Genomic DNA, 12,501 nt, shown 5'->3' on the forward strand with positions numbered 1-12,501 from the left:
GCGTATACGTCAACGAAACAGGCTTTTATGGGCTTTGCTTTCAAACAAATAAAATTCATTTGGACATCTAAACATCTAGAGGTTGAAATTTCTAACTATCCGTTCATAATTAGCAGTCAGATAAGTATGCTCGGAGCCAGCTATGCCCATTACAGTAAAAGATGAATTGCCAGCCATTGCAAAATTACGTCAAGAGAACGTGTTTGTAATGCCAAAAAGTCGTGCTAAAACGCAAGAGATTCGTCCAATGCGTTTGGCTATCTTAAACTTAATGCCAAACAAAGTTGAAACCGAAGTGCAATTTATTCGATTATTAGCTAACTCACCGTTACAAGTTAATGTTGAGTTGCTGAGGTTGGATACTCATCGCACGAGTAGTAACTCTGAGCAGCATATGGATACTTTCTATCGTTATTTTTCAGAAGTGAAAGATAATAACTACGATGCCATGATCATAACAGGCGCGCCGCTTGCTCATTTAGAGTATGACGAAGTTGCTTACTGGGATGAACTAAAAGTTATTTTAGATTGGGCAGAGCAGCATGTTACGTCTACGTTGTTTTCGTGTTGGGCGGCCCATGCTGGGCTTTATCATCACTATGGTCTGAAGCGTGATCTGAAACCAAATAAACTCAGTGGCGTATTTACCCATAAAAGTTATTTTGATCATGCGGCACTTACCCGAGGCTTTGATGACACCTTTTTAGTGCCACATTCTCGCTATGGTCATATTGATATCGAGAAGATCAATGCCTGCGATGAGCTGGTTGTGTTAGCAGGCTCTGAGCGAGTAGGTGCCTATTTAATTAAAAATAAATCAGGTAGCCAAGTATATATTACGGGCCATCCAGAGTACGATGCCCATACCCTAAAAGGGGAGTATTTGCGTGACCAAGAAAAATCAGCTGATGCGCCTAAGCCAGAAAACTACTTCCCTGACGATAACCCAGATAACGAACCGTCGAAAACGTGGCAAAGCCATGCCTTTTTATTGTTTTCGAATTGGTTAAACTATTATGTGTACCAAACTACACCGTATGATATTAACTTAGTTAGCCAAGATGTAAGGACTAACAACTATGCCGAGTAATGCAGTGAATAAACGCGAACAATTAACCGAGGCGCTAAAACAGCGAATTTTAATCCTCGATGGCGCGATGGGCACCATGATCCAAGAACATAAATTAGAAGAACAGGATTATCGCGGTGAGCGCTTTAAAGACTGGCATGTACTTATTAAAGGCAATAACGACTTATTAAGCCTGACTCAGCCAAAAATCATTGCTGATATTCACCGTGCTTACTTAGAAGCCGGTGCCGATATCATCGAAACCAATACTTTTAATGCCACGACTATTTCGATGGAAGATTACGACATGGCTAGCCTTAGCCGCGAAATCAACCTAGAGTCAGCTAAGCTTGCACGCAGCGTATGTGATGAGTTTGAAGCAAAAGATCCAAGCAAGCCTCGTTATGTTGCAGGCGTACTTGGACCAACATCAAAAACCTGTTCTATTTCGCCAGATGTAAACGATCCCGGTTATCGAAATATCAACTTTGATAAGCTGGTGGCCGCGTATGTTGAGTCAACACTTGCACTTATGGAAGGCGGTGCTGACCTTATTTTGATTGAAACTATCTTTGATACGCTTAATGCAAAAGCTGCTTCGTTCGCTGTGGAAGAAGCATTCGAACAGGCTGGTCGTAGTTTACCTGTGATGATCTCAGGCACCATTACCGATGCCTCAGGCCGTACTTTATCAGGCCAAACAACAGAAGCATTTTATAACTCAATTCGCCATATTAAGCCGCTATCAATCGGCCTTAACTGCGCCCTTGGCCCTGACTTACTGCGCCAGTATGTTGAAGAGTTATCCCGTGTTTGTGAAACCTTTACCTCGGTGCATCCAAATGCAGGTTTACCGAACGAGTTTGGCGAATATGATTTAGAAGCCCCTGAAATGGCAAAAGAAATTATTGATTGGGGCAAGTCTGGCTTTATCAACATTGTAGGTGGTTGTTGCGGCACCACACCGGCTCATATAAAGGCGTTTGCGAAAGGCCTTGAAGGTGTTAAACCTCGCCAATTACCTGAGCTTGAAGTGCGTATGCGCTTATCGGGCCTTGAAGCGTGTAACTTAAACTAGGAAACCGACATGACTGACCAAATTGCTGTATTTACTAACGTCGGTGAGCGTACCAATGTAACAGGCTCGGCTAAGTTTAAACGCTTAATCATGGAAGAAGATTACGAGACTGCCCTCGATGTTGCCCGTGAACAAGTAGAAAATGGTGCGCAAGTGATTGATATCAATATGGATGAAGCCATGTTGGATTCGAAAGCTGCGATGGTAAAGTTTTTAAATTTAATTGCATCAGAGCCTGATATCTCAAAAGTACCTATCATGGTCGACTCATCGAAATGGGACGTTATTGAAGCAGGCTTAAAATGTATTCAAGGTAAAGCCATTGTTAATTCAATTTCACTTAAAGAAGGTGAAGAACCGTTCATACGGCAAGCCAAAATAATAAAACGTTTTGGTGCCGCTGCGGTTGTTATGGCGTTTGATGAAGCCGGTCAAGCTGAAACCGCTGATCGTAAGTTCGAGATTTGTCAGCGTAGCTACAAAATACTTGTTGATGATATTGGCTTCCCGCCAGAAGATATTATTTTTGATCCAAATATTTTTGCTGTAGCAACGGGCATTGAAGAGCACGATAATTACGCTGTTGAATTTATTGAAGGTACGCGTCGAATCAAGCAAGGCTTACCGCACTGTAAAGTGTCGGGCGGTGTATCGAATGTGTCGTTTTCGTTCCGTGGTAACAACCCAGTACGCGAAGCTATCCACTCAGTGTTTTTATACCATGCGATTAAAGCGGGTATGGATATGGGTATTGTAAATGCTGGCCAATTAGCGGTTTACGACGATATCCCCGAAGAGCTGCGTAAAGCAGTGGAAGATGTGATCCTCAATACCGACCCCGGTGCAGGTGAGCGACTTGTTGAACTTGCACCAAAATACTCAGGTATGGCCCAAGCAGAAAAAGTTGAAGATTTAGAATGGCGTACATGGCCTGTTGAAAAGCGCCTTGAACACGCGCTAGTAAAAGGCATTACTGAGTATATCGACGAAGATACTGAAGAGTGCCGTAAGAGCAAAGCTAAGCCGATTGAAGTTATCGAAGGCCCGCTTATGGATGGCATGAACGTAGTGGGTGACTTATTCGGTGCGGGTAAAATGTTCTTACCTCAGGTTGTTAAATCTGCCCGTGTGATGAAGCGTGCCGTTGCCTATCTTGACCCTTTCATTGAAGCTGAAAAAGAAGAAGGCGCAACGAACGGTAAAGTGGTTATGGCAACCGTTAAGGGCGACGTGCACGATATTGGTAAGAATATCGTAGGCGTAGTACTGCAATGTAATAACTACGAGGTCATTGATCTTGGTGTGATGGTGCCGGCAGAGAAAATTTTGCAAACCGCTATTGACGAGAAAGCCGATATTATTGGTTTATCAGGGCTTATTACTCCATCGCTAGATGAAATGGTGCATGTGGCAAAAGAAATGACTCGCCGTGGTTTTGAATTACCGCTACTGATTGGTGGTGCAACAACCTCTAAAGCGCATACCGCGGTTAAAATTGAGCCGCAGTATGATAAAGGTGTGGTTTACGTAAATAATGCTAGCCGTGCTGTGGGTGTGGTCTCTAATTTATTGTCTAAAGAATTAAAGCCAGCTTTTTTAGAGAAAACTAAAACTGAGTATGAAAAAGTACGTGAACAACAAGCACGTAAAAAGCCGCGCTCAAAACCAGTTACTTTACAGCGTGCTCGCGACAACGCTGTAAAACTCGATTGGGACAACTACACGCCACCTGTACCGAAAAAGCTGGGTGTGACTGAGTTTAAAAATGTTTCGATTGCGACGTTAAGACAGTACATCGACTGGACACCTTATTTCATGACGTGGTCAATTGCTGGCAAATACCCACGTATTCTTGAAGATGAAATTGTCGGTGAACAAGCAAAAAGCTTATTTGCTGATGCCAATGCAATGCTTGATGAGCTTGAGCAAACAGGTGCGCTACAGCCACTAGGTGTAATTGGTTTATTCCCAGCAAACCGAGTAGGGGATGACATTGAGATTTATACCGATGAGTCACGTACAACGCTTTTAACTACATCGTGTCATTTGCGTCAGCAAACGGAAAAAACCGACTTTGCTAACTACTGCTTAGCTGATTATATTGCGCCAAAAGGCACCCCCGATTACTTCGGGGCCTTTGCGGTAACTGGTGGTCTTGAAGAAGATGACCTTGCCGATGCCTTCGATGCTAAGCAAGATGATTACAATAAGATCATGGTTAAAGCAGTTGCAGACCGTTTAGCAGAAGCCTTTGCTGAGTATTTGCATGAGCAAGTGCGTAAAGAGTATTGGGGCTATGCGGTAGATGAGAATCTATCGAATGACGAACTTATCCGTGAAAACTACCAAGGTATTCGCCCAGCGCCAGGTTACCCTGCCTGTCCTGAGCATACAGAGAAGAAGAAAATTTGGCAGTTACTCGATACCGAGCAGCGTATTGGTATGAAGCTAACCAGTTCATACGCAATGTGGCCGGGAGCTGCTGTATCTGGCTGGTATTTTTCTCATCCTGAAGCTAAGTACTATGCTGTGGCGCAAATTCAAAAGGATCAGGTTGAAGATTATGCCAAGCGGACCAACATGACACTTGCAGAAGCTGAGCGTTGGTTGTCGCCTAATTTAGGCTATGAACCTGAATAGTAGTTAGTTATTAGCTTTAAATTTTAAATGAAACGAGCCAAATCTGGCTCGTTTTTTTACTGCTATATTGCCATTATTTTGTGCCCATTTTTTGATCATACTTTTTTATCTTTAATGCATTTTCATAGCTTAATTATTGGTAATTTCCTTCTAATTTAAATATTTGTGTTAAAGTTATTGAGGTTGAGCAAGGAGTCTAAGGTGGAATTGTGATTGATACTGTGAATGCAAGCGAGAGAGATAAAGCGCGATTCTTACGCGTATTTGCATTTATTGGTGCAGTGACCTCTTTGTTGATGTCGGTCACAAGTTATCAAGATGGCTACATCGCGTTGAGTTATTTATTAATTGTTGGCGTTGTAATTTTTGCTTTGCCTTTTTTAATAAAGGGGCGTGATCAATTTATCTCAGTACTCATGCTATACGCACTTTATGCAATGATGTGCTTCTTAACTGTCTCGGGTGGCAGCAATGGCACAGGGCCGTTATGGCTATTTATTGTATCTCCCGTGACCTTTTTTATTCGTGGCTTAAAGCGCGGTGCCTTTGATCTTATATTACTCGCCATTATTATCTCGGTGCTTTTCTACTTTACCGATCAATTAGGTTATTACAGTTATCCGAGCTACTACTTTCCTACACGGGTCATGCTGTGTTTCTCGATTTTATGTATTTTGGCCGGCTTCTACGAATATTACCGTAATAAATACAGTTTGCAGTTAATGGAGCAACTTAAGCTTAATCAAAAGCTTGCTCGCACAGACGCGATGACAGAACTCGCTAATCGTCGCTATGCAACAGAATGTTTGCAAGATGAGCGCTTTGGTGAAGGGTCAGTGTTTTTACTGATGGATGTAGATAACTTTAAGCAGATAAACGATACCTACGGACATCAAGTGGGCGATGAGGTGCTGATATTTTTTGCTGATGTATTTAAAAAAGTGTGCGCAGAAGGAGATGTTATTTCCCGTTGGGGGGGCGAAGAGTTTTTAATTGTGATCCCGACAGGCTATGAACTTAGGGCCAGAAAAGTAGCTGAAAAAATACATAAAAAACTCGCTGAAAAGCCATTTAAGAGTGGCCAGCATCGTTTTCATGTCACCTTAAGTATTGGCTTGTACGTGCGCGTTGCTGGTGAGAGCATGGATCATTGTTTAAACATTGCCGACAAACGGCTATACCGTGCTAAATCACAAGGTAAAAATCAAACGGTCGCTGAAGTAGATTTAGCAAAGCATGAGCCAGCTTAAAATATAAAGCCGCAATAAGCGGCTTTATTGATTGCTCAAATTAATGGCCTTTTTCAAAGTCGCTGACTTCACGCTCAGCTTCTTCTTTCGATTTACCGTATTTTTGCTGAAGCTTACCAACCAGCTCTTTACGGCTACCTTCAATTTTATCTAAATCATCATTGGTAAGGTCACCCCATTTACGTTGTGCTTTACCTTTAAGCTCTTTCCAATTGCCTTCTAAACGATCGCTGTTCATCATAATCTCCTTACTTTGTTAAACATTCACTTTAATAAAAGCAATCGCTGTACCATATGTTTTATTTGGTTAAATTGTTGATTAGTAGTTGTTTTATTTTTATGATAGTAAGAAGGGAGGATAGAAAGTTGCAATTACTACGTAGTTTTTAAAGAAAGTCTGTAAAATTTTCTGTTCCGGTAGTGCTTTATGCTGCTCAGTGACTTTTAGATGTATAGCGATTTATTATACGTATATATTCTTCAGTTGATTTGAGCTTACGTAAGCTCTCGTTAAATAGGTCTCTTAAGGCTTCGTCACGAAATAAAAAGCCGTTCGAATTCTTGCCAAATAATGCAAATCGTTGCACTGGTTCAGAGACATCAATTTCCCCCTTGATGTTAATTAATGCTCGGTAATAGTCAAAAATTTTACCGTCCATCTGGATCACCTCATAGCGCTTTCGATACAAAAGTTGAACTTGTGCTAATTGATCATAAGTTTCTGCGTATTGTGGATTTTCTCTGGCCATTACTTGATATTCTGGCGAGAGTAATTCTTTAGCACCTTGCCATGAAAGAACACTAAAGTGTTTTAATTGGCCAATAGAATTAAGCTGAAGGTTTTGCTTGGTTAGGCTAAAAGCAAAGTTCTCATAGCTGTAAGCAATATCTGAAAAGTAGCCGCTCATTCTATGAGTATCGATAACTTTTTCATTTATATCATAAACAACATCAACTAAGTTTTCATTGTATAAAGTGATCCGTCTTGCATAGGGGACGTAGACGAATTGTATTTGATAACCATGTGCACCGAGTGTCGCGCGAAGCAAGTCCGGAATAATGCCGGAGTTGTCTTCAACCATTACCCAAGGCGGCATGGTATTTCCAAGTGCTACCGTAATTTTTTGCTGACTAAACGCATTTTGAAACGGCAAAACCAAAAGTAGCAAGGTGATTAAAATGTGAAAGTAAATCCTGAACAAGTTAATTCCTTATCCTGATTTTTGTTTGGTTGCTTAATCAAGAATAAGCCTAAATAGGCAGAATGCAATGTTTTCACTTGTAAAGCTCGATACAGGAAATAAGCCTCTATTCATCGCAACTTTTGATTTTTTGATACAATGCGCGAAAAGAAAGTAAGAGATACCTAACGTGCTGCCAGTTCAAGATATTTATCAATCCCTGTTAACCACATTACAGAGTAACCCTATGGCCTTATTGCAAGCGCCACCGGGAGCGGGTAAATCAACATGGCTGCCTCTTACCTTGATGCGCGAAGGGCACTTTAAACGCATTGTAATGTTAGAGCCAAGACGACTCGCCGCTCGCAATATTGCTCAGTACTTGGCAAGTCAGCAAAATGAAAAAGTCGGCGGAAGTGTCGGCTTACGTATTCGTGGCGAATCAAAAGTAAGCGCTGCAACAAAGCTCGAAATAGTCACCGAAGGCATGCTGACGCGTATGTTACAAAATGACCCAGAGCTAAGTGATGTTGATTTACTTATATTTGATGAATTTCACGAGCGCTCAATTGCTGCTGATACAGCTTTGGCATTTGCCCTCGAAACACAGGCGGCACTTCGCGATGATTTAAAAATTTTACTGATGTCGGCAACCTTAGACGGCGATCGTTACAGTGACTTTTTTAGCTGCCCTATTATCTCATCTCAAGGGCGAAGCTACCCCATTGATGAAGTGTATATTCCACTTAAAGACGAAAGCCGCTGGCTTGATGATATACCCGCCGTGATAAAACAGGCGCTTAGTGAGCAAACGGGTAGTGCTTTAGTATTCTTACCAGGACAGCGTGAAATCATACGCGTTCAGCAATCCCTAAACGATTTAGCTGATAGTGTCGAAGTATTTAGCTTGTATGGTGAGCAAAATAAAAACGAGCAACAAGCTGCTATAGCGCCAGCTAAAAATGGCAAACGCAAAGTGGTATTAACCACCAATGTGGCTGAAACCAGTTTGACCATTGAAGGAATACGCATTGTGGTTGATAGCGGCAAACGCCGTGCTGCTAATTTCAATTTAAAAACCGGTGTCACTGAACTTGTTACTCAAAGTATCTCTCGTTCTTCAGCTATACAGCGCGGTGGTCGTGCTGGACGAATTGAGCCGGGGGTTGTGTATCGATTAGGCTCTAAGCAAACCTTTGAGCGCCGTAACAGCCATGATGCGCCAGAAATTCTTACCAGTGATATTAGTCAGTTGTTATTAGAGACAAAACAGTGGGGGGCATCACTTGCTGAGCTAAGCTTACTCGACCCACCAAGTAGCCAGCAAATTAAGCAGGCAACGGCACTTTTGAAAATGCTCGAAGCTATTGATGAAAATGAAAAGCTGACCTCGCTTGGCAGCCAAATGCTGAGCTATGGAGCTGATATTCGCCTCTCGCACATGCTTATTAAAGCAAAGCAACTAGAGCAGCGCATGCCTGGTATTTATATATTAGCGGGGTATTTAACTGCACTGCTTGAAAGCCGCATTAGTATGCCTGCTGATCTTAATTTGGCATTACATAGTCAGCACAGCAAACCGCACCCAGTATTTAAGCAGCAATTAACTTATTGGCTATCACGCTTGCAGCTCAAGCCGGTTGATGAGCTTAAAACAGAGTATTTAGCGGTGCTGGTGGCGCTTGCTTTTCCTGACCGGCTAGCAAAAAAGCGCGGTAATGGTTATTTACTTGCCAATGGTGCGGGCGCAGACTTAAGTGAGGAGTTTTGGCATAACGATGATTATATTGCCATTGCTCACATGGGCGGTCATAAGGGAAACCGTGTTTTCGCTGCTGTTGCCTTTATGCCAAGTGAGCTTGAAGATGAGCTTTCGCATTTATTTACTGAGCAAACTCGCTGCGAATACGATGAGAAAGCAGGGCGCTTTATCCATCAAGATGAGCTCAAGCTCGGTGCTATCACCATAGCGAGTCAGCCAAGTAAACAGCCCCTAGATAAGAGCGAGCGCACTAAAGCGTGGTTAAACTTATTTAGTAAGCAGGGTTTTTCGTTATTTAATGAACAGCCCGACAGTGAGCAGTTACTGATTCGAATGAGCTTAGCAAGTAAGCTGTTACCAGAATCATTCCCACTTTTTAATCGTGATGAATTAATTGTTGATAACCAATGGCTTGCACCTTATTTTGATGATATTAAAAACCTTGAGCAGTTAAAAAAGTTTAACTACAGCGAAGCGATTAAAAGTTGTTTTGATTGGCAGCAGCAAAGCTTATTAAATGAATTACTTCCCATACGATTAATCGTGCCAAGTGGTTCAAATGTAAAAGTGACTTATCAGCTTGATGGCCCTGCAAAGCTAAGTGTTCGTATGCAAGAAGTGTATGGCATGACCAGCACGCCTTTACTTGCGCAAGGTAAGTTGCCATTATTAATGGAGCTATTATCACCAGCGAGGCGACCGCTGCAGTTAACTCAAGACTTAGCTAACTTTTGGCAAACGAGTTACCGCGATGTACAAAAAGAAATGAAAGGGCGTTACCCAAAACATTTTTGGCCAGACAACCCTGCCATCAGTCAAGCGACCAACAAAGTGAAAAGTAAGATGTGACTGTAATGAAGTGAGCGCTTAGCTCAGCTTTATTGCCTACCTTAGAACTGCTCACTTCATAAACCGTTACAATTTCTAGCCTTGTTTTGGTTTCTCTTTTACTGGTTGTTTAGTAGTCTGAATTAGTCATAAGTAAAAAAGAGAAAGTCGGTGTCTGCTGCTATAACCCTTACTCAATACGTTAAAAAACGCACAGGTGTGCCCATTGGCCATAAAGATTCGCTGCGCAACATGCTGATACGTTCGCTGGGTGCTGGTTCGTTTTATTTATTTTGGCGATATTGGAATCCGGTTTGGAGCTATTATTTATCTCGTTATGTGATGAAGCCTTGCAATGACATTATGCCGGTTTGGTGTGCCGTTGTTGTGACCTTTGCCGTAAGCGGAGCGCTGCACGATTTAGCCGTGAGTTTAGTGAAGTTAAAGCCAATATTCTTTTTTACTCCTTGGTTTACTGTGATGGGCGCTTTGGTATTGCTAAGCAAGTACAGCCAACTTCAGTTTAGCTCTGCTCCTTGGTGGTTAAGAGCGCTCGCCAACATCAGCTTTATTGTGCTGGGCTATTGGTTGACGAGCTTACTTTTTTAGCGTGTTATTACGTTGCTAAAGGGTAGTCGGTGTAGCCTTTAGCACCGCCTCCAAATAAGGTATCTGGATCATGCTGAGCAAGCTCAATACCTTGTTCAATACGAGCTGGCAGATCTGGGTTGGCAACAAACGGACGACCAAAGCCAATTAAATCAGCCCAACCTGCGGCTAATGCTTGCTCTGCTTTATCGCCAGTGTACTTGCCTGCATAAATCATTAATCCGGCATAGTTTTCACGTAGTGCTTGCTTAAAGCTTTGCCCCATTAGTGGCGCGTCATCCCAATCAGCTTCGGCAATGTGCAAGTAAGCAACGTTTAGGTCATTGAGTACTTTTGCTGCGCCAATATAGGTTTCAAAGGGGTTATCATCAACCGTACCATTGAGTGTTGTGAGTGGTGCAAGGCGCACGCCTACACGCTCAGCGCCAATTTCATCACAAACCGCTTGTGTCACTTGTTGTAAAAAACGTAAGCGGTTTTCTAAACTGCCGCCGTATTCATCAGTGCGTTGGTTCGACTCTGAATCAATAAATTGATTAATTAAATAACCATTAGCAGCATGTAGTTCAATACCATCAAACCCTGCATCAACTGCATTACGGGCAGCTTGGCGGTATTCGTTTATAACCTGTTTGATGTCGTCATGGCTCATTGCGAGTGGCAGTGATGTGGCAACAAAGTCGGGTTTGTCATCTTCATCAATAAAAACTTTTACGTCCTTGGCTGCAATGGCTGATGGCGCAATGGGTTGCTCGCCACCCGTGTTACTTGGGTGAGACACTCGGCCAACATGCCAAAGCTGAGCGAACATAATGCCACCAGCTTGATGAACTTTGTCGGTTACTTTCTTCCAACCGACAATTTGCTCGGGAGTATAAATACCCGGCGTCCAAGCATAGCCCTTACCTAGCGCTGATATTTGTGTACCTTCGCTAATGATTAAGCCTGCGCTGGCACGTTGGGCATAGTAGTCGGCCATTAACTCATTGGCGATATCACCCGGTTGTGATGAGCGAGAGCGTGTCATTGGTGGCATAACAATGCGGTTTTTTAATGTATGACCGGCAAGTTGTACGGTTTCGAATAATTTGTTCATTACGGCTCCTTAAAAGCGAATATGCTTTCAGCATAACGAAAGTTATTTATGAAATTAATGCCAGTAATCACAAAACACTTTTGCTAAAAATGAAAAAACTATAGCGTTAACCTTGGTGCTATAAAGTCTAAAAATGCTAATACTCGTGATGACACACCGCTGTTTTGATAATACACCGCATGCACTTTTTCGCGGCGATTAGGGCTCAGCACTTCGCCTTCGAGCACTTTTACTAAACGGCCTGCTTTTAAATCTTCATTGATCATAAATTCCGACAACAAGGTAATGCCGTGACCTTGAATACAAAGCTGGCGAACAGTTTCACCACTTGAAGCACTGATTGAAAATTTAAGCTCTAAAGGCGTGGTTAGCGGCCAGTGGTTTAAATGCGGTGCATCGGTAAAACCAATAAGTTGTTGTGAGGCTAAATCGGTTAGCTCATTTAATGGTGGTGCAGCTTGTAAATAATCAGGGCTTGCTACTAGCTGTAGTTTGCTTATGCCCAAAGTGCGCGCATGCAAGTTTGAGTCAGCAAGTTCGCCAATACGAATGGCAATATCGGTTTTATGTTCAAGCAAATCGATAATGTTGTCGTGGCTGGTGATCTCGAGCTTTATATCAGGATAAGCGTGATTAAAGGCTTTTAAATGTGGCGCTAATTGGTGAAACACAAAGGGGCTCGCGGCATCGACTCTTAACTTTCCTGATGGGGCACTGTGTAGGAGTTTTAAGGCTTCTTCGCCTTGTGCAAGCTGACTGAGTGCTTCTCTAGCATAGCCTAAAAATATCTCGCCTTCTTCGGTCAGCTCAATGCGCCTTGTGGTGCGATTGAATAAAGTAACGTTTAAGGATTTTTCGAGCCGAGTCACCGCCCGTGATATTTTTGCTACTTGCTCATCTAAGGCATTGGCTGCACTTGAGAACCCGCCGGTATCAACCACGCTAATAAATGCTTCTAAATCTTGGGTATTGGAGACCACACTCATGG

The 12,501-nt window shown here is 42.6% G+C and carries 10 protein-coding genes; 6 read left to right on the forward strand and 4 right to left on the reverse strand.

Annotated features, from left to right (window positions below):
* Window positions 1-142: 142 nt before the first annotated feature.
* The 4 genes from QUE86_RS11805 to QUE86_RS11820 all read left to right on the forward strand — a co-directional run bounded on the left by QUE86_RS11805 (window position 143) and on the right by QUE86_RS11820 (window position 6,037).
* Window positions 143-1,090, forward strand: a complete 948-nt coding sequence (locus QUE86_RS11805; protein ID WP_130052172.1) for a homoserine O-succinyltransferase — start codon at window positions 143-145, stop codon at window positions 1,088-1,090.
* On the forward strand, window positions 1,080-2,147 hold the full coding sequence (locus tag QUE86_RS11810; RefSeq protein ID WP_130052171.1) for a homocysteine S-methyltransferase family protein: 1,068 nt from the start codon (window positions 1,080-1,082) through the stop codon (window positions 2,145-2,147). The genes QUE86_RS11805 and QUE86_RS11810 overlap by 11 nt, the downstream gene beginning before the upstream one ends.
* Window positions 2,148-2,156: 9 nt before the next feature.
* Window positions 2,157-4,787: a methionine synthase gene (gene metH, locus QUE86_RS11815; RefSeq protein WP_286257392.1), complete on the forward strand. Its 2,631-nt coding sequence runs from the start codon at window positions 2,157-2,159 to the stop codon at window positions 4,785-4,787.
* Between the two features lie 209 nt (window positions 4,788-4,996).
* Window positions 4,997-6,037, forward strand: a complete 1,041-nt coding sequence (locus QUE86_RS11820) for a GGDEF domain-containing protein (RefSeq protein WP_239977537.1) — start codon at window positions 4,997-4,999, stop codon at window positions 6,035-6,037.
* Between the two features lie 40 nt (window positions 6,038-6,077).
* On the opposite strand, the gene QUE86_RS11825 is transcribed toward QUE86_RS11820, so the two are convergent.
* Both QUE86_RS11825 and QUE86_RS11830 read right to left on the reverse strand, forming a co-directional pair.
* Window positions 6,078-6,275, reverse strand: a complete 198-nt coding sequence (locus tag QUE86_RS11825; RefSeq protein ID WP_130052324.1) for a CsbD family protein — start codon at window positions 6,273-6,275, stop codon at window positions 6,078-6,080.
* Between the two features lie 196 nt (window positions 6,276-6,471).
* Window positions 6,472-7,239 carry a substrate-binding periplasmic protein gene (locus QUE86_RS11830; protein WP_256854807.1) on the reverse strand — a complete coding sequence of 256 codons (768 nt, stop codon included), beginning with the start codon at window positions 7,237-7,239 and terminating at the stop codon, window positions 6,472-6,474.
* Between the two features lie 169 nt (window positions 7,240-7,408).
* Between QUE86_RS11830 and hrpB the strand changes: the two genes are divergently transcribed.
* Window positions 7,409-9,829 carry an ATP-dependent helicase HrpB gene (gene hrpB, locus QUE86_RS11835; RefSeq protein ID WP_286257397.1) on the forward strand — a complete coding sequence of 807 codons (2,421 nt, stop codon included), beginning with the start codon at window positions 7,409-7,411 and terminating at the stop codon, window positions 9,827-9,829.
* Between the two features lie 150 nt (window positions 9,830-9,979).
* On the forward strand, window positions 9,980-10,417 hold the full coding sequence (locus QUE86_RS11840; RefSeq protein ID WP_286257399.1) for an MBOAT family O-acyltransferase: 438 nt from the start codon (window positions 9,980-9,982) through the stop codon (window positions 10,415-10,417).
* A 7-nt stretch (window positions 10,418-10,424) separates the two neighbouring features.
* On the opposite strand, the gene QUE86_RS11845 is transcribed toward QUE86_RS11840, so the two are convergent.
* Together QUE86_RS11845 and QUE86_RS11850 are read right to left on the reverse strand one after the other, a co-directional pair.
* Window positions 10,425-11,513, reverse strand: coding sequence for an alkene reductase (locus QUE86_RS11845; RefSeq protein WP_286257400.1), 1,089 nt, complete (start codon window positions 11,511-11,513; stop codon window positions 10,425-10,427).
* A gap of 98 nt (window positions 11,514-11,611) precedes the next feature.
* Window positions 11,612-12,499 (reverse strand): LysR substrate-binding domain-containing protein, encoded by an 888-nt coding sequence (locus tag QUE86_RS11850; protein WP_286257402.1) that lies wholly within the window; start codon window positions 12,497-12,499, stop codon window positions 11,612-11,614.
* Between the last annotated feature and the right edge of the window lie 2 nt (window positions 12,500-12,501).

The organism is Pseudoalteromonas apostichopi (assembly GCF_030297135.1).
GTDB classification, from domain to species: Bacteria; Pseudomonadota; Gammaproteobacteria; order Enterobacterales; family Alteromonadaceae; genus Pseudoalteromonas; species Pseudoalteromonas apostichopi.

Bases quoted from the DNA above. Each gene is read 5' to 3' on its own strand.
- metH (WP_286257392.1), top strand. From the start codon at position 2,157: ATGACTGACCAAATTGCTGTATTTACTAACGTCGGTGAGCGTACCAAT.
- QUE86_RS11810 (WP_130052171.1), top strand. From the start codon at position 1,080: ATGCCGAGTAATGCAGTGAATAAACGCGAACAATTAACCGAGGCGCTA.
- QUE86_RS11845 (WP_286257400.1), bottom strand. From the start codon at position 11,513: ATGAACAAATTATTCGAAACCGTACAACTTGCCGGTCATACATTAAAA.
- QUE86_RS11805 (WP_130052172.1), top strand. From the start codon at position 143: ATGCCCATTACAGTAAAAGATGAATTGCCAGCCATTGCAAAATTACGT.
- QUE86_RS11850 (WP_286257402.1), bottom strand. From the start codon at position 12,499: ATGAGTGTGGTCTCCAATACCCAAGATTTAGAAGCATTTATTAGCGTG.
- QUE86_RS11825 (WP_130052324.1), bottom strand. From the start codon at position 6,275: ATGAACAGCGATCGTTTAGAAGGCAATTGGAAAGAGCTTAAAGGTAAA.